This window comes from Nitrososphaerota archaeon, assembly GCA_016872055.1.
Classification (GTDB): Archaea; Thermoproteota; Nitrososphaeria; order Nitrososphaerales; family Nitrosopumilaceae; genus Nitrosotenuis.
The window spans coordinates 95147-119593 of record VHBH01000003.1 but is presented as its reverse complement, the minus strand read 5'-3'; the positions used below and the strand labels follow the sequence as shown (position 1 = coordinate 119593).

General features: G+C 41.3%; 27 protein-coding genes and 1 pseudogene. 14 read left to right on the top strand and 14 right to left on the bottom strand.

Going from position 1 to position 24447, the window contains the following annotated elements; all coding sequences use genetic code 11:
- The first annotated feature begins 353 nt into the window (after positions 1-353).
- Together FJ354_03835 and FJ354_03830 are read left to right on the top strand one after the other, a co-directional pair.
- On the top strand, positions 354-806 hold the full coding sequence (locus tag FJ354_03835; protein MBM3905799.1) for a 50S ribosomal protein L15: 453 nt from the start codon (positions 354-356) through the stop codon (positions 804-806).
- Between the two features lies 1 nt (position 807).
- Positions 808-1332, top strand: coding sequence for a hypothetical protein (locus FJ354_03830; GenBank protein MBM3905798.1), 525 nt, complete (start codon positions 808-810; stop codon positions 1330-1332).
- On the opposite strand, the gene FJ354_03825 is transcribed toward FJ354_03830, so the two are convergent.
- Positions 1329-1991 carry a redoxin domain-containing protein gene (locus tag FJ354_03825; protein ID MBM3905797.1) on the bottom strand — a complete coding sequence of 221 codons (663 nt, stop codon included), beginning with the start codon at positions 1989-1991 and terminating at the stop codon, positions 1329-1331. The genes FJ354_03830 and FJ354_03825 overlap by 4 nt on opposite strands.
- 82 nt (positions 1992-2073) lie before the next feature.
- Between FJ354_03825 and FJ354_03820 the strand changes: the two genes are divergently transcribed.
- Entirely contained in the window at positions 2074-2562 is a 489-nt protein-coding gene (locus FJ354_03820; GenBank protein MBM3905796.1) for a HEAT repeat domain-containing protein, read from the top strand.
- On the opposite strand, the gene FJ354_03815 is transcribed toward FJ354_03820, so the two are convergent.
- The 3 genes from FJ354_03815 to FJ354_03805 are packed head-to-tail and all read right to left on the bottom strand — an operon-like array spanning position 2559 to position 7292.
- Positions 2559-4637, bottom strand: a complete 2079-nt coding sequence (locus FJ354_03815; GenBank protein ID MBM3905795.1) for an SMC family ATPase — start codon at positions 4635-4637, stop codon at positions 2559-2561. The genes FJ354_03820 and FJ354_03815 overlap by 4 nt on opposite strands.
- Positions 4634-5764 carry an exonuclease SbcCD subunit D gene (locus FJ354_03810; protein ID MBM3905794.1) on the bottom strand — a complete coding sequence of 377 codons (1131 nt, stop codon included), beginning with the start codon at positions 5762-5764 and terminating at the stop codon, positions 4634-4636. The genes FJ354_03815 and FJ354_03810 overlap by 4 nt, the downstream gene beginning before the upstream one ends.
- Before the next feature lies 1 nt (position 5765).
- Positions 5766-7292, bottom strand: coding sequence for an ATP-binding protein (locus tag FJ354_03805; protein MBM3905793.1), 1527 nt, complete (start codon positions 7290-7292; stop codon positions 5766-5768).
- Positions 7293-7525: 233 nt separating this feature from the next.
- On the opposite strand from FJ354_03805, the gene FJ354_03800 reads away from it, so the two are divergent.
- A complete protein-coding gene (locus FJ354_03800) occupies positions 7526-8323 on the top strand; it encodes a hypothetical protein (GenBank protein ID MBM3905792.1) in 798 nt (265 codons plus the stop codon).
- Here the strand turns inward: FJ354_03800 and FJ354_03795 are convergent.
- Positions 8320-9357 (bottom strand): V-type ATPase subunit, encoded by a 1038-nt coding sequence (locus FJ354_03795; GenBank protein ID MBM3905791.1) that lies wholly within the window; start codon positions 9355-9357, stop codon positions 8320-8322. The two genes, FJ354_03800 and FJ354_03795, sit on opposite strands and share 4 nt — an antisense overlap.
- A 257-nt stretch (positions 9358-9614) precedes the next feature.
- Between FJ354_03795 and FJ354_03790 the strand changes: the two genes are divergently transcribed.
- Positions 9615-10139 (top strand): Lrp/AsnC family transcriptional regulator, encoded by a 525-nt coding sequence (locus FJ354_03790; protein MBM3905790.1) that lies wholly within the window; start codon positions 9615-9617, stop codon positions 10137-10139.
- Here FJ354_03790 and FJ354_03785 read toward each other — a convergent pair.
- Positions 10131-10970 (bottom strand): DNA double-strand break repair nuclease NurA, encoded by an 840-nt coding sequence (locus FJ354_03785; protein MBM3905789.1) that lies wholly within the window; start codon positions 10968-10970, stop codon positions 10131-10133. The genes FJ354_03790 and FJ354_03785 overlap by 9 nt on opposite strands.
- Before the next feature lie 246 nt (positions 10971-11216).
- Between FJ354_03785 and FJ354_03780 the strand changes: the two genes are divergently transcribed.
- On the top strand, positions 11217-12035 hold the full coding sequence (locus tag FJ354_03780) for an aspartate dehydrogenase (protein MBM3905788.1): 819 nt from the start codon (positions 11217-11219) through the stop codon (positions 12033-12035).
- 93 nt (positions 12036-12128) lie between these two features.
- Positions 12129-13064 (top strand): quinolinate synthase NadA, encoded by a 936-nt coding sequence (gene nadA, locus FJ354_03775; GenBank protein MBM3905787.1) that lies wholly within the window; start codon positions 12129-12131, stop codon positions 13062-13064.
- Here the strand turns inward: nadA and nadC are convergent.
- From nadC to FJ354_03760, 3 genes are all read right to left on the bottom strand, one after another.
- Positions 13061-13876 carry a carboxylating nicotinate-nucleotide diphosphorylase gene (nadC, locus tag FJ354_03770; GenBank protein MBM3905786.1) on the bottom strand — a complete coding sequence of 272 codons (816 nt, stop codon included), beginning with the start codon at positions 13874-13876 and terminating at the stop codon, positions 13061-13063. The genes nadA and nadC overlap by 4 nt on opposite strands.
- A 227-nt stretch (positions 13877-14103) precedes the next feature.
- Positions 14104-14292 (bottom strand): transcription elongation factor Spt4, encoded by a 189-nt coding sequence (locus tag FJ354_03765; GenBank protein MBM3905785.1) that lies wholly within the window; start codon positions 14290-14292, stop codon positions 14104-14106.
- Positions 14292-14897, bottom strand: a complete 606-nt coding sequence (locus FJ354_03760; protein MBM3905784.1) for a DNA-directed RNA polymerase — start codon at positions 14895-14897, stop codon at positions 14292-14294. The genes FJ354_03765 and FJ354_03760 overlap by 1 nt, the downstream gene beginning before the upstream one ends.
- Positions 14898-15133: 236 nt before the next feature.
- On the opposite strand from FJ354_03760, the gene FJ354_03755 reads away from it, so the two are divergent.
- The 5 genes from FJ354_03755 to FJ354_03735 all read left to right on the top strand — a co-directional run bounded on the left by FJ354_03755 (position 15134) and on the right by FJ354_03735 (position 19862).
- A complete protein-coding gene (locus tag FJ354_03755; GenBank protein MBM3905783.1) occupies positions 15134-16213 on the top strand; it encodes an Mrp/NBP35 family ATP-binding protein in 1080 nt (359 codons plus the stop codon).
- A gap of 5 nt (positions 16214-16218) precedes the next feature.
- Positions 16219-16704, top strand: coding sequence for a DUF359 domain-containing protein (locus tag FJ354_03750; protein MBM3905782.1), 486 nt, complete (start codon positions 16219-16221; stop codon positions 16702-16704).
- Positions 16705-16804: 100 nt separating this feature from the next.
- The gene (locus tag FJ354_03745; GenBank protein ID MBM3905781.1) at positions 16805-17344 is read left to right on the top strand and encodes an inorganic diphosphatase; all 540 of its coding nucleotides are present in this window, start codon (positions 16805-16807) and stop codon (positions 17342-17344) included.
- A 69-nt stretch (positions 17345-17413) separates the two neighbouring features.
- Complete coding sequence (locus tag FJ354_03740; protein MBM3905780.1) at positions 17414-17779, top strand: M48 family metallopeptidase; 366 nt, start codon at positions 17414-17416, stop codon at positions 17777-17779.
- 49 nt (positions 17780-17828) lie between these two features.
- Positions 17829-19862, top strand: coding sequence for a sodium-translocating pyrophosphatase (locus FJ354_03735; GenBank protein MBM3905779.1), 2034 nt, complete (start codon positions 17829-17831; stop codon positions 19860-19862).
- 404 nt (positions 19863-20266) lie between these two features.
- On the opposite strand, the gene FJ354_03730 is transcribed toward FJ354_03735, so the two are convergent.
- A complete protein-coding gene (locus FJ354_03730) occupies positions 20267-20449 on the bottom strand; it encodes a hypothetical protein (GenBank protein MBM3905778.1) in 183 nt (60 codons plus the stop codon).
- A gap of 53 nt (positions 20450-20502) precedes the next feature.
- Positions 20503-20760, bottom strand: coding sequence for a DUF2024 family protein (locus FJ354_03725; protein MBM3905777.1), 258 nt, complete (start codon positions 20758-20760; stop codon positions 20503-20505).
- Between the two features lie 54 nt (positions 20761-20814).
- Here FJ354_03725 and FJ354_03720 point away from each other — a divergent pair, with 54 nt between their 5' ends.
- Positions 20815-21195 carry a hypothetical protein gene (locus FJ354_03720; protein ID MBM3905776.1) on the top strand — a complete coding sequence of 127 codons (381 nt, stop codon included), beginning with the start codon at positions 20815-20817 and terminating at the stop codon, positions 21193-21195.
- Here FJ354_03720 and FJ354_03715 read toward each other — a convergent pair.
- Both FJ354_03715 and FJ354_03710 read right to left on the bottom strand, forming a co-directional pair.
- Positions 21186-21596 carry a M67 family metallopeptidase gene (locus FJ354_03715; protein MBM3905775.1) on the bottom strand — a complete coding sequence of 137 codons (411 nt, stop codon included), beginning with the start codon at positions 21594-21596 and terminating at the stop codon, positions 21186-21188. The two genes, FJ354_03720 and FJ354_03715, sit on opposite strands and share 10 nt — an antisense overlap.
- A gap of 490 nt (positions 21597-22086) precedes the next feature.
- Positions 22087-23166, bottom strand: a pseudogene (locus FJ354_03710) (copper-binding protein).
- Between the two features lie 92 nt (positions 23167-23258).
- Here FJ354_03710 and cyoE point away from each other — a divergent pair.
- Positions 23259-24146, top strand: coding sequence for a protoheme IX farnesyltransferase (gene cyoE / locus FJ354_03705; GenBank protein ID MBM3905774.1), 888 nt, complete (start codon positions 23259-23261; stop codon positions 24144-24146).
- On the opposite strand, the gene FJ354_03700 is transcribed toward cyoE, so the two are convergent.
- The gene (locus FJ354_03700) at positions 24143-24445 is read right to left on the bottom strand and encodes a hypothetical protein (GenBank protein ID MBM3905773.1); all 303 of its coding nucleotides are present in this window, start codon (positions 24443-24445) and stop codon (positions 24143-24145) included. The two genes, cyoE and FJ354_03700, sit on opposite strands and share 4 nt — an antisense overlap.
- Between the last annotated feature and the right edge of the window lie 2 nt (positions 24446-24447).

Below are 24447 nucleotides of genomic sequence, written 5' to 3'. Positions count from 1 at the left end.
CTTGATGTTCCAGCAGGGGGTTCCACTATTTCCAGCTTGGAACCAATCTCTGTGATGTGAACCCAATCGTCCTTTACACTAAAGTTTGGTTATAGTGGTTCTTTGAATCCTCTTCCTCCTTGGTAGTCTTTTGATGTGTTTTCTGGCATGCAGTACGTTAGAAACTATGCCATATGTCATACTGGTCTTTGAAAAGTCCAAACTACGACATACTTATGACGATGTGATTTGGAATAGTACTGAACTATTAGTTCCTGCGGGTGAAACTAGCCTAGGCAAATTCTGACACTCGCAGACATTTTGTGCTCATTTTCCAGCTTACGCATATTAAGGGGGAAAAAATAATCGCGTTAATGCTTACCGCACAAGATCGCGTCTGGTTAAAACACTGGCAAGAAAACTCACCAGAGATAAGAAAGACAGCTATAGAGTGGAGAAAACAGCCAGCATTCCTCAGAATTGACAAGCCAAGCAGAATTGCAAAAGCAAGGCGACTCGGCTACAAGGCAAAGCAAGGAATCGTAGTTATTCGCACTCGCGTCGGTACCGGTGGTATGAGGCGACAAAGACCAGTAGCAGGAAGAAGACAAAAGCACCTTGGCGTCACTAGAATCAAGGCAGACATTAACATGCAGGGTGTGGCGGAGCAGAGAACCACAGAAAAATACAAGAACCTAAAATTGCTTGGTTCATACTTTTTGTACAAGGATGGATTCCATTATTGGTTTGAAATTATCCTAGCAGACAAGGCACATCCAAGAATTGTCAAGGACAAAGAACTACGAAAAAGAGTCATTCCTGCATAAATTGAAAATTCTCTTTGCATTATTGTTACTAGTTGTAGTGTTGCCGGCATTTGCCGCAATCTCTGACAAGACAGGCCTCAAGACAACATTTTCTGTTATGGTAAACTCCAAACCGTATGCCATAGAGACCGTCGCAAACTTTGATGTAAGAAATGTTTCATTTGAGGATGACACGCTCATATTTACAATCAACAGTAGCCTTGAGAATAATCTCGTCGAACTGCAAATTCCAAACGAGATAACAAAGGGCGAGCTGAAATTCATCTTAGATGATGCCCAAATTATACCAAAAGTCTTGCAAAATGAAAGGATTTCATTTGTAACACTAGAGTTTGTGGGAAAAGGTGCACACATACTAGAGATACAAAGCGACTTTGTCGAACAACAAGAAGAAGTTATAGAAACAATTGAAATCTTGGAGGAAAAACCTGACAATACCATGATAATCCTAGCAGCAGTGGGAATTGTGATTGCAGGTGGTGCCGCAACAACTGCGGCAGTTTACCTCAAGAGAAAGAAGGCCTAACCTTCGTGTAATAATTGGTCAATCATGGACTCTATGTGTCCTGATTGGCCAAACGAAACATCGCGCAGTATTCCCTTTCTGTCAACTAGGATGGTAGACGGCGTGCCACGCAGCTGAAACTTGTCAAATGTTCCTGCGGAGTATTCCTTTGACATCATGTATTGTTCTGCTCGCGCAATTATCTGCTTTCTATATTCTTCTGGTTGCGCATCAAAGTCGGGCAGCTGTGACTTGATAAACTCCATTACTATTTGCGGTGAGGGCTTGCCTGTTGTCTTGACTAGGTTGTCCATTGCAAGCGGAAACGGAATCTTGTAGGGGATTTTACCGTCAGAGCTTTTACCGTACATTGCGAGTGCTTTTTTCGTCTCACCCACTGTTTCACCCGTCTTTGCTAATAACTCCAAATTTTCTACAGTATTTTTATCAAAATCCTCAAACGCAGTCGCAATTCCCAAGATCCGCACGCCTTGGTCCTTGTACTTGTTGTAAATGTTGATAGCCTCTGGAATTCCATACAAAAAGCATCCAGGACAGTTTACCTGAAATACCTCAACTAGGACAATATGGTCTTTTTCCTGATCAAAGTTTGTCGGCATTCCTTGAATCCACTTTGAGACCTCAAAGTTTGGCGCCTTTTGGCCTATTTGGGCTGACATCTGTTTTTGATTCTTGGTTTTATTATAAAATCTAACTGTATCATACAACAATAATATAACAGCCAGCAAATCCGCAAATTACATGGACATAATCCCAGAAAAACGACTGGCACTCTTTGCAGAAATGGAAGACAGATATGAAAAAAAGGACGTCGACTATTTTGTAAAACTGCTGGACAATGACGATTATGTGATCAGGACTAGGGCTACATGCATCCTAGTTGACTTTGGCGGCGAGGACAAGATCCCATACATTGCCAAGGTTCTAAAAAACGATGAAAACGAGCTGGTCAGACACGAGGCCGCATTTTCTCTTGGGCAAATGGGTTATAGAAGCTCAATTCCTCATCTTGAGGATGCCACGTCAAATGACCCAAGCATGTTTGTCAGACACGAGGCAGCAATTGCACTCGGAGTTGTGGGCGCTAAAGACGCAATTCCAACATTGACCAGGGCATTATCTGATCCAAGCCCGCCTGTTGTTGAATCTGCAATAGTCGCACTATCTAACCTACAATTTATGGAAAAGCTTTCCAAGAACGAAAAGTTTGCAAAACTGACCGGCGGCTAGAGCAAGGCTACCTGTGTGCCGTTCTCACTGGACTCGAATCGATAAATTTTCTCAACTGAAGAGTCTTCAAAGATTTCGGCATCGTGTGTTATTATAATAAACTGGATTGGGTTTGTGTTTGCAACGTCAGTCAGCTGGGACAAAACCCTCACCAAGGACCTACGTCGCTCACTATCAAGATGTGTTGTCGGCTCATCCAATATGACAAAGTTCAGATTAGATGATCCTAGCAAGTGCGCCATACCAAGTCGAAGAGACAGTGCAACACTTACCTGCTCTCCGCCAGAAAGCGAATCAATGTCAATTATGGTATTTTTGGAATAACACGTAATGGAAATGTCCCTAATTTTTTCCACAAGTGTCATTCTGTGGATCTTTGTGTTTAGCATCTCTAGGTATTCTGATGCCTTTGCGGATATTGTTGATAGTGCCCATGATCGAAGGCTTATGGCAATTGGGCCGTCCCGGTTGTAGATGTTATCATGGATTTCATCCAGCTGCGCGATATATTTTTTCACATGTGTCAGCTCTAACATAACTGACTTGATTTGACCTATTCGTGCTGCTGCGTGTGTTATTTTTTGTGTTACTGCGCCGTATTCCTGGTCTAGTCCGCTGAGTTCTTTTTTGGCCGATTCTGTTTTTGATTTTAGCTTGGTAAATTCGGCCTGATCAAATCCTTCTATTTCTTGTTGCATCTTTACGATTTTTTCATATAATATTTTTGCGTGAGAATCAATCTCTGATGCTTCCAGCAAGCCAGATGTGGTCATGACGAGTGGAATTTTCTGGATTTGCGCCTTTTGTGCCTCTACTTCCTGGACCAGAATGTTGATCTGCTCTGAACTCTGTATAGAATGAGCGTCAAGTGTTGCTTTTGCCGCTGTTGCCTTTTTACTGTGCTCTATTGTTTCCCTTTCTTCCTGAGCTAGGCTTGATTTTTTTGATTCTAGTAACTGGATTTGTAATTTGATGCTTTCTTGTTCTTCTTTGATATGTTCTACTTGAAAGATTGGCTTGAGTCTGTTCACATGAGAGTCGCAGACTGGACATTTTCCATCTTGGAGCTGAAGCTTTTTTGCAAGTTCTGCATATTCTATTAGGACTGCTTTTTTCGTTTCTAGTTCGGTGCTCTTTCTTCTTGAATCCTCGATCTGGGACTTTATTGACTCGAGTCTTACCTCCAGTTCGTCTTTTTCACCGGATATCTCAAAGCAGCCTTGGCAGTCGCGAATCTTTCTCTCCTTTTCTATGATGATTTTTTGGATTGATATTATGGCATCTTTGACGTATTTTGTAAATTCTGATTTTCGCTCCTCGATTTGCTTAAGTGTCAATTCTTTGGCAGAATCAAGACTAATTTTGCTTTGCAGCATTTCAAGTTCTTTGGCCTTGGCTTCCTTTTTTTGCTGTAATTCAAACATTTGAGGCTCGCAATTTTTTATCTCTAGGTTTTTTTCCTCAATTTCTTTTTCTAATAGCGGAATGTGGGTGTCGTCGTAGCCAAATTTTCTGTAAATTGTCTGGCGAAATGATTTTTGCACCATTTTGAGGTTCTCTGATGCCAAGTCAAGCTTGTCGATCCCAATTATTGCATTGAGCAATTCCTTGAACTCCTTTGGCTTTGCCTTGATTATGGAGCTCAGTTCGCCCTGCTGGACAATTGATGCGACCTTTAGTTTTTGAAAATCTAGTCCTAATGTGGATTCTATTTCATGTGTAGTGGATTCGCCAAACTGCCTGCGCTCACCAGCAGAGCGCAATATCTCCTGGTCTCCCTGGATTTCGACAAACTGGGCGGCAAGTGTGCCCTTCGAGTCTATTTTGCGTGTGGCCTCAAATGTCCTACTCTTTGAGCTAAATCTGACTTTGGCATATGCCTGCGTATTTCCACGCCTGATTAGGCTCTTGTTTGACTTGCGTGTGTGCTCTCCAAACAATGCGAATGTTATGGCGTCAATTATGCTTGATTTTCCAGCACCATTGTCCCCTACAAAAACAGTCACGCCGTCATCAAAGTCCAGCTTTGTCTCCGAATGCGAGATAAAATTGCCTAGTTCTATGGTTTTTATCATTTCTTGAACCTCTCATAGTCCTCTAGGATTGCCTGCTCTGCTTCCTTTACCTTGTTTGATGATAGTAATGGTAGCAGTTCCTGTATAGCGAATATCGCCTTTTCATTTGATCCCAAGTAGTTTGATGCCAGTCTGAATAATTCATCGTCAATACTTGATGGTCTCTCTAATAGTATTGTACCATTGGAGCCCTCCGCCTGTAGTATTTTCCAGGTATAGTGTAAGGTATGTGGTGCTAGTCTTGCAATCTGAGTCTGGATTATCTCTGACTCGATTTCTTTTCCGTGGATTTTTAGTTCCACGATGGGTTTTTTTGAAAGAGTTGAAATTTTGTCTAAAATACTGCTTACTGACTGTGATAGTTTTTCAAATTCAACTTTTTCTGATAACTGTGGACGCGTATCGAGTTTTATCCAGTTTGGTTTTGCCTCGCTTGTGGAAATGTCGACAATATAGAATCCTTTCTGCGTTTCCTTGATTCCCTCGCTTGTTGTCATTTCTATTGAACCTGGGTATGCGATTGGTCCTAAAAGATGTGGGAATTGCTTTAGGAACTTATCATGTAGATGACCCATAGCATAATATGTGAAATTTTTTGGCAGATCTGTTGATGTAAGCTCGCCTGCAAACTGGTTTACCTCAGCAATTCCCTGGTGCATTATCAGAATTTTATGGCCTGTATGCTGCGATGCAATTCTATCAATCTCCGAAAATCGATCCAAAAACTGGGGCATTTCCCCTCGTCTGATCTTATCAAAACCCGCAATCAGAACGTCCTTGTATACAAATGGCTTGCCATTGCCTACATATTTTGAGAATTCCAAATTATGGTACACGTACGGAATTGGCGCAGAGCGAATCCGAGAAATGTCGTGCTCACCTAGCACAAAAAACGAATCAATGTTGTTTTGCTTGAGGCGCCTGAGCGCGTTTGCCATCTGCAGTATTGCAGTGCCGGTCGGGTTTGGTACATGGAAAATGTCTCCTGCAAATATCACAAAATCCACATGGTCCTTAATGGAGACATCAACTGACTCGTTAAACGCAGAATAGACATCATCCTCTCGCTCTTGTAATCCGTACTGAGTTAGACCCAAATGCGTATCTGAAATATGGGAAAAGATCATACTAGTCAAGCAATAGATCTTTTTGTATTAATTTTTGCGTGGATTCGTTTGCAATCTTCTCGAATTTTTTCGTAGACTTCCATTCCGAAATGGCATTTTTATCAGACCCTACTGGCTTGTTTTTTACCTCCTCAATGTGCACTATGGCAGGAAGGTTCACCCATTGACCTACAAACACTGCATCACCTACATTTAGCGATGTTAACTGATTAATCAAATCATGAGAAATGGATTCAGCTGCAGCTGTTATCTGGCGCTGGTCGTCTTCTTGGACTATTTTCATTACTGCAAGTGAGCCCATCTGTGATAGCACATTTGGATCAATGTTTCTTGGCCTTTGTGACACTATGCATAGTCCGAGGCCGAACTTGCGTCCCTCTCGGGCAATCTTGGCAGCCCAGTATTTTGTATGGGTTTCCTCCCCCTTTGGAATGAAAACATGCGCTTCCTCAATTATTACAAAGACTGGCGACTCGAATCGGTACCTGTGCGATGACTTAGCCTTTGCGCTTTTTGCCAACAATGCTGATTTTCTATCCGTGAGTAATTCTTGGAAATAGTACGCTAGTGCAACATTTGCCTGCTTTTCTGATAGCTCCGAGATGTTTAGCACGTTTATCTTACCTTCTTTTATGAGGCCGAGAGGATCCATGATGTCTGGATCCAAAACGTCAGAGAACCTATGTCTGGCATCGTCTATTTTGTCTCGTACCCTATCTGCAGAGTGCCTGTCATCCTTTCGTTCTGGATTTGCACCAATCATCTCCACATTGTGGTCTAATGCGTCCCAAAAATTCTTAGATTCTTTGACATCTGGACTAAATGCTAACCTCAAAATTCTTTGTTGAATGTCTGCATTTTCTCTAATTTCTAAAACATCCGATAATGTGATTGCATCCAATAGTCTTGGATTTATTTTTGCGTCAATTACATTGATTCCAGGTATGTGTAGGTCTGCATAGTCATTGTGATAGTCAAAAATTATCAGAGTCCCGTTTACTGTGGAAATTTGCTTTGCTAGCAATGAGACCAAGTTACTTTTTCCCATTCCAGTCATTGCCAAAATTCCTAAGTGACGAGACACAATTTTGTTCAAGTTTATTTTAGCTTCAATTTGTGAATTTCTAAGTAGCGTACCGACTCTGACCCACTCGTCTTTCTGCGGTGCAAAAATATTCCCTAGATCATCCTTGGTTGCAGATAAAATTCCAGTTCCGGGAATTGGCGGAATTGCGGGTAACACTACGACACTTTTTTGCAATTGTGCCAAGTATCCCAAGATTCCAATCTTTGCAGTGAAACTCTTATCACGTGAATTAATATCTGCGATTTCCTTACTTTCTATTGCCTCATCAAAATTATGAATATCAGTCAGTGCCGCGCTAGTCACAAATGATCTTTCAACTAGGCCAAGCAGTTTACCATCTTGCGAATCAATTATTACATATTCTCCAACTGACAATGGACGCGATGTCTGCGCAGTGACTGCTGTTGGTTTTGATTCACCAATTACTACTCCTAACGTCATGGTGCAACCCCATCAAAAAATCTCATGCAAAAAACTAACCCGGCGTGATAAATAAATTCCAAGATTGATTCTAAGCTGACCTTTGTTTAGCATATGTGCGCAATTAAACATGATGTAAAAATTACACATTTATACCTAATTTAGTCTGAATTTCGATAATCGATCATGTAATTTTTAAGATTCTTTTCATTTTAAATAGATAATCTTAAAAATATTGAATACATACACTACCAGTGCTACACTATCCAGACACCATCGTTGCAACAACTGTCGAAGAAAAGTTAGCAAAAAAACTATACAAGCACCTAGACTCACTTGGTCTAGATTGCCAGCTTATCCCAGATGGGATGATGGATTTTGAGTATGATTATCCACGTTCATCCCTTGACGGCCCAAATCCTGGAGTAGCAAGCAGAGGAGTAATCAAGGTAACCGGAGATTTCGATTACATTGACGTACTCAAGAGAAAAACTGTGTCAAAAAGTGGGTTTGCCCCTGGAGGATTCTATGGAATGGGAATTGCAGAAGGAACTATGTGGAAGCTACGACTTTTTCTATCCTTTCCATCCGAGTATGATCTTGGACCGCTGAACTTTGGAACTCTGACCAAAATACTCAAAGGAAGATTTCACTCCAAGGTAGAGGACTTTATTTGGAGTGGATATGGCAAGCTCACAACACTTCCTCCGGGTTTGATTGCTGACGATGTAATTGCGGTACTTAACGAAGACAAAAAACTGCGTGAGCTCATGATGCATGCATTACTCAAAGATCACACCATAACAGTATCTGTATACAAACCAAAGGCCAAGGTCAACTATGAAATCTCGCAAATTGTAAAGGACGACTCATACTGGTACAAGTACAAGCCGAAAAAGGAATCACATGCAAAGATAATGATTACTTCAGAGTGGAAGGTACAAAAAGACATATTGCTAGATCGACAAACGTTGGAGGCATATCAAAGATTGAGCGCCAACATCAAGTCTACCGTAGAGAAACTCAAGTATCACATAGCAAGACAAAGCTAAGTTTCCTTTACAATTAATCTGTCCATCACAGTTTGACTTGGAATATTTTGTTCTACACCGAATGTAATTGATGAGAGGTTTCTTATTTCATAGTCTAAGAGTCTCACTATTGCAACTACTGTAGAAAAGCCAAAAATACGGACAAATTGGGCATTCATGGTGTCGTAGATTCTGCGCTCAAATGAGCGCTCAAACTTTACAATCACATCATCCTCATCTGGCGGAACTAGATCCTTGTAGCGAGTCCTAAGAAGCTCATTTAAAGCATTTTTGATGGAATCTGCACTAATCATCCGCGCAAGTAATTCCTTTACCTCACTTGATACGTTTGAGACAATTATATCCTGTAGTTGATTTTGATCCAGATTCCAGAATTTACCCCGCAAAATACTCATCATGTTGTAAAAGTCAATCTCAATTCCACAAACAGAATGTAATGTGAATTCGCCTGAACTCATGACGGTCTTACTGAGGTTCTCATAAAATGACTTGTCAAAATACAAGTCCAGTACCTGTATTTGCTTTTTCTCAATATACAGCGAATATGCCTTTTCTACCTCTTCGCCAATCCCAATTGCCTTTAGAACACTAACTGCCTCCTCGATGTCTTTTGCAACCAGAGCCTTGAGAACAATGTCACGCTCTTTTATGAGTCCTTCTGGATACAGACTCAGAGATGCCTCTATTTCGTTTTGCGGTCGGCCAAGAATTTTTCCTTTTAAAATAATTTTCAGATTTCGCAAAATAAATTTCAGGTAATATGCAAACATTACATTAGATCCACCACATACCTGCATCATAATTTGGTGCAGCTCCGCTTGCCTGTCTCGTAGAGCAAGCTCTATTTTTTGCGCAGAAAATGGCTTTGTTACCTTTGATATGGAATCATTATATGTCGTATTCTTTAGTCGGGTTACCAACTCGTCCAGGTTCCTAGATTCTGATAATGTTTGTAGATCTTTTTTTGTTAAAAGATTGCCCTTTAGGGCATATGATTTTACGCTAGCATAGACTTGTAGTGACTGTATAACCATGCACGAAAAGCGATTTACTCATTAATGTTTTTTATTAAAATGTAAAAAAAACATTAGAGATTATAATTATTTTATCTATATTTCATGATATTTGAATAATTATAGGATTTTATTGTAAAATTTACCATATAAGTAAATCGACATATGCCAAATAGTAAACTTCTAGTTGCATTTTGTTGAATTATACATTTGACGTAAAAAACTGAAAAAGGTGACTTACAAAATACTTTTTGTCTAGTTTGGCCTAATAGATTAGGTTGGCAAAAGCATACGTCCTAATAACATGCGAAAGTGGTTCTGAAGACTATGTTCTATCTTCCCTGAGATCAATTGACTCTGTCAAGATGGCAACCGGAGTGTTTGGCACCTACGACATTCTGACCAAACTGGAGGTAAGCTCCGAAGATTTGTTAAAAGATATTATAACAAAAAAGATTCGCAAGCTTCCAAGAATTAGGGCAACATACACTCTGATGGCAGACGGCAAAAACACCATTGTCAAAAAAATTGATGGCAAGGATGTTTTGGATACCTATATGTCTTATGCATACATTTTACTTGACTGCGAAAAGGGAAAAGAAGTCGACACCTTGCAAAACCTGAGCAAAATTACAGAGGTGATCGATGGCGACGTCCTCTTTTCATCGCAGATTATTTGCAATGTTGTGGCTCCGACATACAATGAAATCTCAGATATTGTGACAAAAAAGATTCGCAAGCTAGCTGGAATTAAAGGAACAACTACACTAAATGTGATTAATCACAAACCGAGATCATTCTAAAACTTCGCGTGACCCTATCTCATTTGATATCCCATACAAACTGACAAGCTTTGCCAAATCTGCGCTGCTAATTTTGCAGTTATTGTGTGCGAGCTTTAGTGCGTAGGGGTATCCACCGACACTTGTCTTGTAAAGTCTGTCTAGGATTGATTTTATCTCATCTTCAGAGTGGTTGCCGCCAAAAAATTCAATTTTGATTAGCGGTGTAGAGTCTGACAGTCTTGCATAAATTGAAGAGATTTGCTTATCGCGTCCAAATTCAGAGTCAACAAAAATCTTGCTAAATCCTGGCGTTTTGGTTGCATGATTATAATAGAAAATGTCCCCTGCCAGTGATCCCAGTTCCTTGAACTGGACGTTTGTGTTTGATGTTTTTGCAATAAAAATGACATTGTCTTTGTGTGTCATGACTCGAACAATTTCTGGAGTCAGGCCTGCCTGCCTTGTCATGAATTGCGAGTATAGGGAGCCGTCCATCATCACAATATCTGATACTTCGACTGCCTTTTTGCAAATGTCTACTTCCATCTCGGTTGCCATTCTTGAAATATCAAGGCCAACCCTGCCCAAGCCCTGCCTGTGTAGATCGTCTACTACTGTACCGTCAGATTGTATGGCAACTGCGGTCACAACCCACAATTCCATTCCCTGAAATTTTGTACTGTTAAAGCTAGAATCAATTCCACATAACACGGCATCCTGCTTTTTTGGCTTGTATTCTACCCAGTTTTGCCTTGCACGCTCTACTATTTGATCAAATTTGGGCCCCTTTAGAACGGAGAGTATCTTTTCGCGGTTTTTAATTGCCTCTTTGTAAACCGTGTTAAGCATAGGTTACATTCATTGCAGAAAATAAAACCCTTGGGATGAATGAACCGTTAACACGCGACTAGCTCAAAGCTGATTTACTTTTTACGCCATCGTCGAGCAGCTTTCTGATCTGCATATCTTTGGTGCTTGCCGGTTTTTCTTTTTGCCATGGATGTGCTTCTATATCATGGCTAGTTAATTCTTCCTACTTTGATTTGTTTGGTAATATGCATTAATTCATTTACTAGCTTCATGATCGGTTCTGTGTTGAAGAAAATAGGGCTTTTGGGGTGCGGTGCTATTGGCACACAAATGGCACTCGCAATAGATACTGGCAAAATCCCTGCGGAACTAACTCACATTTATGATTTTGATAATGCCAAAGCGGAGGCGCTTGCTGCTAAGCTAGCAAAAAAACCAATCATTGTTGTAAATCCACACCTATTATCATCAAATAATGTGGATATGGTAGTTGAAGCAGCGTCACAAGACGCTGTAAAAAATCACGCACTTAGTATCTTGCAAAACAGAAAGGACTTGATGATAATGAGCGTAGGAGCACTGCTTGACGAGTCTGTATTTGATATCTTATTTGATGCGTGCAAGGAATTTAAGAAAAAAATCTATCTTCCATCTGGCGCAATTGCTGGTCTTGACGCAATAAAATCCGTCAAAGACGAGCTAGACTCCCTCACACTAGTGACAACAAAAAACCCAAAGGCACTAACCGGCGCCAAATTCTTTGAGGCAAAAAAAATGGATGTATGTTCTATAAAACAAAAGACTATGATCTTTGAAGGTCCTGCAAAGGAGGCAGTGACCCTATTTCCTGCAAACATCAACGTTGCGGCTTTGCTTAGTCTTGCAAGTCTAGGAAGCACAAAGACCTCAGTCAAAATAATAGCAGATCCTGAGACTGACAAAAACACACATCAAATAGAGGCGCGTGGCAAATTCGGCAAAATTACCATCCACGTTGAAAATATCCCAGATCCGACAAACCCCAAGACTAGTAGGCTTGCAATTTTGTCCGCCATTGAATGCCTACGTACTATATGCACCGATGATATCAAAATAGGAACATAATCTGGCAAAAATTACCGTAATCTTGGCCAAATCTGTAAAATCGCACTATTATCCCAGTCTTTAAATCAATAATTCCGATATTGCTATGATCGGATGCTACAAGACAAAATAGCTCAACTCAAAACAGAAAAAGATGTAGTCATACTTGCTCACAATTATCAGTTACCTGAAGTTCAAGATGTGGCAGACTTTGTAGGTGATTCACTAGGATTATCAAGACAGGCGGCAAAGACTCCGCATAAGACCATTCTATTTTGCGGTGTTCACTTTATGGCAGAGACTGCTGCAATTATTTGCCCTGACAAAAAGGTACTAATTCCGGATTTGGCTGCGGGCTGCTCACTGGCAGACTCGATAACCGTTGACCAGCTAAGGGACTGGAAAAAGCAACACCCAGGAGCAATTACAGTGGGATATGTCAACACTTCTGCCGAAGTAAAGTCCGAGCTGGATTATTGTTGTACATCATCAAATGCAGTAAATGTAGTCAAAGCAATTCCTGAAAACCAGGATGTTTTGTTTTTGCCAGACATGTTCTTGGGCTCGTATGTGGCAAAGATGACTGGAAGAAAAAATATGTACATCTGGGCAGGCGAATGCCACGTCCATGCAGGAATACGCTCAGACGACATACACAAACTTCTAGATTCACATGCAAACTCGGAATTGTTGGTTCATCCAGAATGCAGTTGCACATCTCAAATAATGTATGATGTTGCAGTAGGTGACTACAAAGCCCGTCAAGTCCAGATAATGTCAACTGAAGGCATGATGAACTATGCAAAACAATCTGCTGGGCAGAACTTTGTAGTTGCAACAGAAACCGGCATCCTATACAGAATGCAGCAACAAAATCCGGGCAAGAATTTCATTCCTGCATCAAGGGGAGCAGTATGCCAGTACATGAAAATGATCACACTGGACAAGGTGTATTCTGCATTACTTGAAGAAAAATACGAAGTACGAGTTCCAAAATCTACTGCAGACAAGGCAAGATTGGCTATTGAACGAATGCTTGCTATTAGCTAAACTTCTAGACTAAAATCGATTGCTTTGGCAGAATTTGTAATACTGCCAACTGAAATCATGTCTATTCCAGTCTTTGCAAATTCCCTGATGTTTTGTATATTGATTCCGCCTGAAGCCTCAAGACGAATGTTCTTTCGTAGTTGCATTCTCTCTAGTTGCTTTATTGTCTTTTTTACTAAATCTGGGGAGAAATTATCTAGCATTATTATTGGAACACCAAGTGTTGCAGCAAGTATTGCATCAGAAAATGTGTCCACCTCGACTTCAAAGATCTTCGCTCTTTTCTTTGCTAGCCTGATTAGCTCTACAATAGAGCCTTCTACTGCAATGTGATTGTCTTTGATCATTATCATGTCTGACAGGGTTACTCGGTGCTTTTTCCCACCTCCGATTTCTACTGCTTCTTTGTCAAAAAAGCGCAACCCAGGCGCAGTCTTTCTTGTGGAATAGATGTCTGTTTTTTTGCTGATCTTTTTTACTTGCCTTACAAGCTGGTTTGTGGCAGTCGCAATACCACTCATTCTGGATAATAGATTCAGTGCGGTTCGCTCGCAGCTAAGAATTGATCTTGCAGGACCAGTAATTTGGAGCACAACTTGGTCTGCCTTTATTGTCTGACCGTCATTTCGCATTATCTGTACCCTACATTTTTTCATCGCGAAGATTTCCTTGGCGTACTTTGCGCCAGCGATTATTCCATCTTGTCTCGCAATTATTGTGGCAGTGATTTTTTTGTTTGATAAAATTATACTAGTAACATCGCCACGGTTGATGTCTTCTGCCAAAAATCTGGCAAGCTCTTTGGTGTTCAATCACATCGTGTGGTTTTGCGCCTAAATAGAGCTTTTTCTATGTCGATTAGTTAGAATTGCTTCTTCGTGCTTGCTCATACAATCCATTCAGATTTTTTCTACCAGATCATGTGTGTCTTCTGATTTGAGAATTTCTTCATAAAAAAAGTGACTATAAGATAACACAATTTGCCATTTTTACTGTTTCACTAAGAGTATGTGCATGTTTTAATCAAACAAAATATTTCTTAGGCGATTTTTATTGCGTACTTACCTTTCTGGGTGATTCCCAAAGTCTTGGCAATGTATGAGTTTTCCGGGTCGCCAACTAGTACTACGCCTGTCCAGTCTGGTGTCAGATCAGATGATTTGCAAACTGGGCAAACTTTTCCAACAAAAACACACTTGCATTTTCTGCAAGCCATCTCTTTGACCATTACTTTTTCACTTCTACTGGCTTCTTTTCTTTCTTTTCTGTTGCTGCGCCATCTTTACCAGATTTCTTTATCTCTTCTGCAATCCAATCTTCTGCTCCCAAGAACGGTTGTCTACATGTAATTCCAATTTTACCCATCGTTGCTGCTTTGCCTAATGATACTGCAGTGATTCTTGCGCGAAGTAATGAACCAACCTTTAGTGTGCGGTTGCTTTGCTTTGCAATAATCATGCCTGACTTAACATCCGATTGTAAATAATCATCCATCACTTGTGATAGGTGTAAGAGTGCATCTGTTGGACCAATTCTGACAAATGCGCCAAAGTCTGTAATGTCTACGATCTCTCCCAGAACAATTTCCTGTAGTTTTGGAGTAAATGTCAATGCCTCAAATTCGACTCGATGGTATGTTCCGCCGTCACCTGCAATCATTTTCCCCATTTCGTCTACTTTAGCCTCTAAAATCATGATGATATATCCAAGCTCTGCGTTGATCATGGACTCATATTTTTCCTTGAGAATAGCAACTGCTGCCTTTCTTAGTGATGCACCAAACATGCTTGGCGGGATCCTAACAACATCCTCTAAGGTCGATATAGAAAACAACTGTGCGAAACTCCATGCGTAGAATTTATGAATCTTTGGGTAACTTTGCAATAATTTTTGTGAATCTTGGTGTGCCGGTGTCAAATTTTGCATGAATTTTGTATTGATTGGTTTTTGATTAGGCAAAAAATAATTTATAATTAGGAATCCCTAAGAAGTTGTAATTATCTTCTATATTATTTCGCTGTTTTGAAATTCGACCTATCTTTAAATAATGTATTTAAAATTTTTTGTGCATGGTTGGCATTGACCAGGTTCTCACAAAACTTGCTACCGTAATTGATCCTGACCTCAAAAAAGACATTGTGTCCATGGGAATGATAAAGGATTTGGAGCTTAACGAGGGAAATCTCAAATTTACACTAGAACTAACTACTCCGGCATGTCCATTCAATGACCAAATTGAGCAGGACGTTCGCCGTGCAGTGGGAGAACTGGATGGAATCAAAAACTCCGACATCAAGGTAACTGCCAAAGTCATGGAAGGACGTGCTTTAGATGCAGACGAAGCAATGGCTTCTGTCAAAAATATTATCGGTGTCGCTAGCGGCAAGGGTGGTGTCGGAAAATCTACAGTATCGCTGAACTTGGCATTGGCACTTGCACAGTCTGGCGCCAAAGTCGGATTGCTTGATGCAGATATCTATGGTCCTAGCATTCCTCTGATGCTTGGAATGCAAAAGGCGTTCATGGAAGTAGACAACAACAAACTTCAACCTGCAGAGATGAATGGAATCAAGGTTGTATCTTTTGGATTCTTTGCAGAGCAAGAGCATCAGGCCGCAATTTATCGTGGTCCAATTATATCTGGAATACTAAAGCAGTTTCTCGTTGACACAAACTGGTCAAATCTTGATTATCTAATTGTGGATTTGCCGCCTGGCACTGGCGACATACCGCTTACACTTGCACAGACAATTCCAATAACTGGCATACTCGTGGTTACCACACCACAAGACGTTGCATCAAATGTTGCAACAAAAGCAATTGGCATGTTCAACAAACTAAACGTTCCAATCTTGGGCGTAATTGAAAATATGAGTTATTTTATTTGTCAAAAATGCAGCGACAGACACTATATCTTTGGTGAAGGAGGAGCAAGACGAATCAGCGAAAAATTCAACATTCCATTCATTGGAGAAATTCCGCTCAACTCCGGAATAATGGAAGGTTCAGATAAGGGCAAGCCGGTAATTCTATCACATCCGACGTCTCCCTCTGCTGAAGCAATTCGTACATCTGCAAAAAATGTCGCAGCCCAGTGTAGTATTTTGGCAGCAAAGCTAAAAGAAGAAATGCAAGGCGCAACCGCATAATATCATTGAGATTACCTGATTTTCTTCGCGACGAACTAAAGGAACCACTTGGAATTTTGCTCAAGGACACCACTAAAGAAAACATTGCAAAACATATTCCAAAAAGTTCCTATATCATAACTGTAGGTGATGCGACAACTGAAAAAATTCTGGCACATGGATTTACGACATCATTACAGATAGTAGACGGATATGAAAAAAGGGGAAAGAGAATTCCTCCGCAAAGCAACTCCACAAAACTATACTGTGACAATCCGGCAGCTCAGATAACGCAGCAAAGCATTGATCTTATTAGGCAAGCGTTTTCCTCAAAACCACCAATCCAAATTCTGGTAAATGGCGAAGAAGACCTACTTGTAATTCCAGTTTGCATTTATGCCCCGCAAAACTCGGTCGTAATGTACGGCCAGCCAAACGAAGGCCTAGTAATAGTGCAAATAACACAAGAAATTAGAAATAAAACAAAAAATCTACTGGATCGTATGATCTAGGGGTATGATGAGACGGTGGCTGTATGATCAATGATTACACACTACAAACTCTGACCCTTTAATCTCAAAGTATAGATTATTCCTGTTCTGATGATGATTAATGACAAAGAATTTCTGGCACGACATTGAGACCGGAATCGACATTCCAGAGATAATTAACGTGGTAGTAGAAATTCCAAAGGGCTCGCAAAACAAGTACGAATATGACAAAAAACATAATATGATAAAGCTAGACCGAGTTCTGTTCTCGCCGTTTCATTATCCGGGCGATTATGGTATAATCCCGCAGACATTATCTGATGATGGCGACCCGCTAGATGCATTGGTGCTTGTGACAAATCCAACATTTCCCGGAATACTAATCGAGTGCAGGCCAATCGGACTGCTCAAACTAAAGGATCAAGGCCAATCCGATGACAAGATAATTTGTGTGTCAACTACAGACCCAAGATATCTGAACACGAAGGATGTCATCCATATAGAGGAACATCACCTAAAAGAAATGGCTCACTTTTTCCAAGTGTACAAGGACTTGGAAGGAAAAAAAGTCGAGGTACTGGGCTGGGATTCTGCAAACACTGCCAAGACAGTAATAATCGAGGCGGTAAAAAACTACAAAAAAATCCTGTCCAAGTATTAAGATCTTGAACCAATTTTTGCACAAGAATTGACAATGTATGATTTAGTTTGATTCTAAAACAAAGAATGGATGTATCTAGACGACGATCTACGGCTTGGTATTTTGGAAAAGACTGGGGTTTTTTCTAACAGACTATCAATTCAAGAACCCAAGGTGCTAATGACGTCTAAAGAAGTCCTAGAAATGCCAAAGGAAATGACGATGGGGAGGCGAACTACTGCATACAAGTATTATGGAGTATCCTACATGCAACACAATCTCATTTTCATCAACGTCAAAAAGATCCCAGATGAAAAAACACTAGACGATACCATAGCCCACGAGCTTGTGCATCAGAGATTTCCATATCTGGCACATGGAAAAAGATTCAACAAGCTTGTTCGCCAAGTCCTCAAGGGCAAAACCTTTCCGCCATACAAAAAGAGAAAGTTCTAGTTTTATGGTTTATATGCCGTATTTTTAGGCAGGCAGTTATATCATGGAACTGTCGCTAGAATTTTTAATTCCTATTATTGCGTCAATTGCATCTTTTACAGTAGCCGCCGGCTTTGCTGTCTGGGTAACTAGACAAAATCCTGGCACAAAAGAAATGACTGACATATCCGATGCAGTCAAAGTAGGAGCAGCCGCCTTTCTGAGACGAGAGCTCAAAATCATCTTGCCAATAGCAATCGGTCTTTCTATTGTAATTGGCTATTTCATTGGTTATTCAAACGGAATCGCATTTGCAGTAGGTGCAGCACTTTCTGCAGTTGCAGGAATAATCTCGCTTAAAATTACAGTCAAGGCCGCAGTCAGGGCGGCAAACGCAACAGGAAGTGGACTTGGCAAAACATTTGCCTTGGCATTCAGGGGTGGCGCAACAGTAGGTCTTGCAGTTCCGGCAATGGCATTATTGGCACTAGCGATTCTCTTTATGGTATTTCCAGACCCAATCACAATTGCTGGTGTTGGTATCGGCGCTAGTCTTATTGCGTTGTTTATTAGAATTGGCGGCGGAATCTTTACCAAGGCAGCCGACATGGGTGCCGATCTGGTAGGAAAAGTAGAGGCAAACATCCCAGAAGACGACCCAAGAAATCCGGCAACAATTGCAGACAACGTAGGCGATAACGTAGGTGATGCTGCCGGAATGGGCTCTGACGTTTACGAATCATACATTGTAACAATTTTAGCTTCAATCCTAATTGGAGCACTAATCGGTCTTCCAAAAATTATGACCTATCCAATCATGGTTGGGGCCGCAGGAATTATTGCATCTATAATAGGCACTGTAACAATTGGCTCAAAAACAAAAACAGACGTGATGAAGCCGCTAAACGTCTCGTTTTACGTCTCAGCCGCAATCGCAATAGGCCTAAACTTTGTCTTTACCACAATGTTCCTAGGAAATGACAATCTCTCATACGCACTGTTTGGATGCACAGTGGTGGGTGTAATTCTGGTTCCAGTAATACAGAGAATCACCGACCATTATACCAACTACAAGTACAAGCCAGTCAGGGACATTACAGATGCCGCCAAGTGGGGCTATGCATCGTTGACACTGATGGGCATAATCAAAGGAATGCAGTCCACTGGACCGTTCATGATTGCGCTGGTAGTGGCTATAGTAATTTCATTTTCAGTTGCAGCATCTGCCGCACCAGATCCATCGCAGGCGATGTTGTATGGGATCTTTGGCACATCGCTTACTGCAATGGCAATGCTAAGCCTTGCAGGAATTGTGTTGTCAATTGATGCATTTGGCCCAATTGCAGACAATGCTGGCGGCATTGTGGAGATGACTGGGATGGGTGAAGAAAACCGCAAGGTAACAGATCAAATTGATGCAGTTGGAAATACAACAAAGGCAGTGACCAAAGGATTTGCAATTGCCAGCGCAGGTCTTGCAGCGCTTGCAATGATTCAGGCATTCCAATATGAAGCAGAAAAGGTATTTGAACATGCATTTGATTATGGTCTATCAAATCCAGGGGTCGTAATCGGCTTGCTGGTAGGGGGACTGATTCCGTTTATCATAACAGGTCAGCTGATTGGTGGAGTGTCTCGTGCAGCATCCAAAATGGTCGACGAGGTTAGGCGCCAGTTCAAGGCAGACCCAGAGATTCTTACAGGCAAGTCCAAGCCCGACTATGCAAAATGTGTGGACATTGCCACTGTTGCCTCGCTACGAGAACTATGGAAGTCAGCTTCAATTGCAATTGCCGCACCGATTGTTCTTGGAATTATCCTAGGTCCACCTGCAGTCGCAGGACTGTTGATGGGCGCAGTAGTGACTGGAATCTTTTTGGCGTATCACCTAGCAAACACTGGTGGAGCATGGGACAATGCCAAAAAGCTTGTCGAAATGCAGGGGCGCAAAGGAAGCGAAGATCACAAAGTTGCAGTGGTTGGAGATATCATCGGTGACCCATACAAAGACACAGCAGGACCTGCACTAAACACGGTGATAAAATTGCTAAATACGGTTGCAATCGTCTTTGTTGGTGCATTTGTGGCAATCTTGGTTCTCTAGAAATATTCTCTGTTTTTCATCACCCACTTTACCAGGGCATAGATTGCAACGATTAGTTCTATTCGCTTTTTGTAATACTGTGTTCTATCGTATATGGCGGAACCTTCCTGCACTTTGCACGTTTTACTAGTCCTTCTCTTTGGAGTGATTTAGTACCTCATGCAGTATTGACGGAGAGATTTCCTTTACGACTCTAATATCTGTGAGTAGCGGATTTTTTTGTGGTTTTTTATCTCCAATAATACCTGAAAAATAGATTTCTTTGCGCAAAACTTTGAGATTCTGGCAAGATATGGACTAGCATAGTTGATACCAGACTGGTTGTAACAATTCTTCTTTCTTGCCTGTAATAATAGAAGAATAACTAAAGATACTGTCGGCAAAAAAGATAGTACAAAAGTCAATCATTCTACCACTCCGGTCATGTCAAGCTCGTCAATTTGAGCCTCGATTGCCTTGCTTAGAGTGTTTTTGTGCTTAGGGCAGAACCAAAAAAAACTATCTACCGTCTCAAAGCAGCCACAAATCCACTGTGTTTTCCTGTCGCCTTCAACTGTCAATTTGTGATATTTTGCTTCTTTAGACATGTTATAGGGACTTGAATTTGGAATTAAAATGTAATTAAAAATTAAAAAAAGGGCTATGGACAGCCTTCCATCTTTTGGATGAAGAATCCTTTCGCCTTGATTTCGTCTTCTACTGGCTTTGGCGCACCCTGTGAGTGGCAAAACTGACATTCTTCTGTTGTCACTTTGGCCTCGACTTCACCGATGGTTTTGAGCCATTGTTTTGCATATTGGATTGCCTTTCCATGATCTTTTTCCGATGTTATGACATCAAAGTGCATGGTGTGGCCGTCCTTTGCTTCTACGTATGTGTCGTAGACGTGTATTTCCATCATGTTTTGTTTATGTAAAAAAGGGATATTTAATTCAAAGATGGTAAGATGTCATTGAAGCATACGGTAATAGTTGGGATTCCAGACTCTGAGAATATTACACTAGAATTAGATGATGCTTTGACTCCCAAAACTGTAGCTGCATTTCTGAAAAGCCTCCCACTTACCATAAAGGCAAATGTCTGGGGCAAAGAGCTCTACACGGATCCTGCACCGTTTTCTGTTGGACCAGAAAATGCCCACGATGTGGTGGATTTGTTTGATGTGGCATTTTGGCCTCCGGGGAATGCAATTTGTCTTTTCTATGGCAACACGCCACTTAGTGATTCTGTGATCAAGCCGTACTCTTCAGTTAACGTGATTGGCAAAATACTCCACCCAAACGTATCTGTGATCAAAAAGACATCTGACAAAAAGTTAGTCTTTCATGCTTGAATTTTTATCAAAACTTGACTTATTTCCGATTCTAGCACAAACGCATTTAGCTGGTTATGCGCGTTTGAGAATATTACCCACACGACTGGGTTTAGCATCATGAATTTTTTGTCAGTAGAGGATGGTTTTGCTTCTGAGTGCGGGTGTGAGTGAAAGATTCCTATAACATCTAGTCCTTTTGTTTCCGCCTCCTGATATCCGCGCAACAGTTCCTCATTTGATATGGTGAAATTTATGGACGAATTATCTGTATTTTTTGTTAGAAAAATCTCTCTTACTGTGGATATGTTGGATTCTTCTTTGCCAAAAAGGAGTGCACACGATTCGGCAGGTGCGCCTTTTTTTGCGTGATCTATTAGAATTTGTTTTTGGAATTGGTTTAGGATTATTGTTTTTTGCAAGCTAACCTACGACTACTATACCCTTCATCCATGGGTGGACTATGCAATAATAGTCAAATGTACCTGCCTCTTCAAATGTGTAGGAATATTCTGCGCCTGACATGACTAAGCTAGAGTCAAACTTGGACTCCACTTCTGTTGCAGTGTGTACTACAGTGTCAGCGTTTTTCCAAGTTACCATTCCTCCAACTGTAACATATGCTGTACTTGGAACAAAACACTCATCATCACATTCAGTGTTTGATGCAGTGCCTACTGCCATATCTACTAGTACCAGCTCAGCTGGTACACTTAATATTTCTGAAAGTGTTTCCTCAACAGATGACTCTTCTACTGGGATCTCTGGTTCCGTTGGGGTTTCGGTCGCTGGTTCTGAGGGAACTTCGACAGGAATCTCAACAGATGCATCTTCTACTGGCGTTTCTAGCGGCGCGGAGTTTGGAACGGTTGCAATTGCACCTTCTGCTAGTCGCCCTCCTGACGATTCTACCAAGTCGAATGATGCCTTCATCCAAGGATGAATTATGCAGAAATAGTCATAATTGCCAAGCTCAAGAGTTGATGTGTCTAGCTTGAATGTCTCACCTGCATTGAATATCGATGAATCAAATTTAGGAGCGTCTCCAACATGTAAGACTCCGTGCATCATAGAGTCATAGTTTGTCCAAACTATTGTGTCTCCCTTGGTTACTTGTATTGTATCTGGATCATAGTCTGGGTTTCCTTGTATGGACGAGTCCTTGAGAATTGAAATTTCTACTGTAGGTACTACCGGAGTTGCTTCTCCGTAAACAAATGATGCTACCATCCACGGGTGTATGATACAAAGGTACTCGTATGTTCCTGGCTGCAACTTGGATGTGTCAAGTAGATATTTTGCCCCTGCATTAATAATTCCAGAGTCAAACGTAGCGCCAGCATCAGCTGAGCTAGTGACTGCGTGTGGTAGTTCGTCGTAGTTTGTCCACTCGATATTATTTCCAGCAGGCACTATGGCCATATCTGGATCATAGTCCGGTGCTCCCTGGACTGCAGAGCCCTTGAGTATTGAAATTGAAGTTATTGGTACAGTAGGTGCAGCCATTTTTTCCTCTTCTACTTCCTCTATGGGTGCAACCAAATATTGCGACGGTCCGTATAATCCAAATCCAACATAGGCTGAAATTGCAGCTCCTGTGGCAATAACGAATATGAGCCCTACAGGCTTTGCGTATTGCGGCATCTTCATTGATACATATGCCATCACTATTGCCGGAACTGTGACAATTAGCATGACTCCGATGAATGTTGGGATGCTTGTTATGGAGTTAAAAATTAGTGCGGTAGCACCAAACGAAAGCGAAATTGCCAAAATAACCAAAGTCGTTGCCTTGGCTCTATTGCTAGTTGAAATACCGCCGTCCAAAATTCCGGCAGCCAAAAATATCAATCCTATAAACATGGTAAGGCCAGTTAGAGCATGCATTCCATCAATGAATGTGTGCGCTATTCCAGCATAAGAAAGGGTAACTCCGGCTATGCCTATGGCAGTCAGACCCATTCCTGGCATCATGAGGTCCCAATTACTCATTTGAGCTTGATGCCTAAAGTGAGGTACTTATTCCTTTTGTAGCGGAAACTCGTCGAAGAAATTAAATGCCTAGTTGGGCGTTTTTGAGTAGTTTGGTAGCAAAAGAACTACTCGAAGTATCAAAGCCAAGAATTGTGGTCTTACTAGTTATCACGGCGGTAACGTCAATGTATGCCGCATCAAAACTAATCGGCCCAGAACTTGATCCAATGGGTTTACTCCACATCATAATTGCAGGTGGTCTGGCATCTGCAGGTTCTAGCGCACTGAATCATTACTACGATCGTGACATCGATCCCCTTATGAAGCGAACCAACTCTAGGCCAATCCCGGCTGGAAAAATAAAGGCGCCAACTGTTTTAGCATATGGACTCGCAGTCAGCGTAGCGTCTGTTGTTTATGCATATTTTACACTAAACTGGGTCTCGACATTTTTCATAGGTCTTGGCATATTTTTTTATGTGATAATCTACACAGCCTGGCTTAAGAGAAAAAACTCGTCCAACATCGTAATTGGTGGCTTTGCAGGAAGTGCTGCTTCTATGGCTGGCTGGACTGCGGCAACCGGATTTGTCCCGCCTATGGGAATTGACCTGCTTGGATTCTTGGTAGGCTTTTTGGTCTTTGTGTGGACGCCATCTCACTTTTGGTGCCTTGCCATGAAAATACGAGATGATTATGCAGAGGCGCGGGTACCAATGCTACCTGTTCTAATTGGAATGCAAAAAACATCAAAGTATATTCTGGCAAATACTGCAATACTACTGCCATACTCACTGGCATTGTATGCATTTGGCCTAGGGCTAGTCTATGTGGCAATTGCCGCAGCGAGTGGTAGTCTGATGCTCGTGTACCACTACAAGCTCACAAAAAATCCAACATCGGATTTTGCATGGAAGGCGTACAAAGTCACGGCACCATATCTGACAATAATATTTGTAGCAGTGGCTCTGGATGCTGCGTTTCACTTTAGGATCTAGGAATCCTCAACACCGGGAAAAGATGCTTCATAGTCTTTTTCCATCATTTCCTTGTTTTGCTCTTCGTATTCATCTTCTTCGACTTCTTGTACTACGACCTCAACTCGTCGTGTGTCCTTTGTGAGCCATGACACACGGATTAGGCCCATTATCTCCAAGTCTAACAAAATTTTGTTTAACTTGTCTTCTGCCAGTGTGTGGCCTGCCTTAGTCAGTGTTTTTACCAAATCTGTATCTGTTATTGACGTGACATCCTTGATCTTTTCAAACACGATATTTTTTATTGGAAAATCTGCCATGG

Coding starts and splice junctions, on each gene's coding strand:
- FJ354_03835 (MBM3905799.1), top strand. CDS start 354: ATGCTTACCGCACAAGATCGCGTCTGGTTAAAACACTGGCAAGAAAAC.
- FJ354_03825 (MBM3905797.1), bottom strand. CDS start 1,991: ATGTCAGCCCAAATAGGCCAAAAGGCGCCAAACTTTGAGGTCTCAAAG.
- FJ354_03820 (MBM3905796.1), top strand. CDS start 2,074: ATGGACATAATCCCAGAAAAACGACTGGCACTCTTTGCAGAAATGGAA.
- FJ354_03815 (MBM3905795.1), bottom strand. CDS start 4,637: ATGATAAAAACCATAGAACTAGGCAATTTTATCTCGCATTCGGAGACA.
- FJ354_03810 (MBM3905794.1), bottom strand. CDS start 5,764: ATGATCTTTTCCCATATTTCAGATACGCATTTGGGTCTAACTCAGTAC.
- FJ354_03805 (MBM3905793.1), bottom strand. CDS start 7,292: ATGACGTTAGGAGTAGTAATTGGTGAATCAAAACCAACAGCAGTCACT.
- FJ354_03795 (MBM3905791.1), bottom strand. CDS start 9,357: ATGGTTATACAGTCACTACAAGTCTATGCTAGCGTAAAATCATATGCC.
- FJ354_03785 (MBM3905789.1), bottom strand. CDS start 10,970: ATGCTTAACACGGTTTACAAAGAGGCAATTAAAAACCGCGAAAAGATA.
- nadA (MBM3905787.1), top strand. CDS start 12,129: ATGCTACAAGACAAAATAGCTCAACTCAAAACAGAAAAAGATGTAGTC.
- FJ354_03765 (MBM3905785.1), bottom strand. CDS start 14,292: ATGGTCAAAGAGATGGCTTGCAGAAAATGCAAGTGTGTTTTTGTTGGA.
- FJ354_03755 (MBM3905783.1), top strand. CDS start 15,134: ATGGTTGGCATTGACCAGGTTCTCACAAAACTTGCTACCGTAATTGAT.
- FJ354_03745 (MBM3905781.1), top strand. CDS start 16,805: ATGACAAAGAATTTCTGGCACGACATTGAGACCGGAATCGACATTCCA.
- FJ354_03740 (MBM3905780.1), top strand. CDS start 17,414: ATGTATCTAGACGACGATCTACGGCTTGGTATTTTGGAAAAGACTGGG.
- FJ354_03730 (MBM3905778.1), bottom strand. CDS start 20,449: ATGTCTAAAGAAGCAAAATATCACAAATTGACAGTTGAAGGCGACAGG.
- FJ354_03725 (MBM3905777.1), bottom strand. CDS start 20,760: ATGGAAATACACGTCTACGACACATACGTAGAAGCAAAGGACGGCCAC.
- FJ354_03700 (MBM3905773.1), bottom strand. CDS start 24,445: ATGGCAGATTTTCCAATAAAAAATATCGTGTTTGAAAAGATCAAGGAT.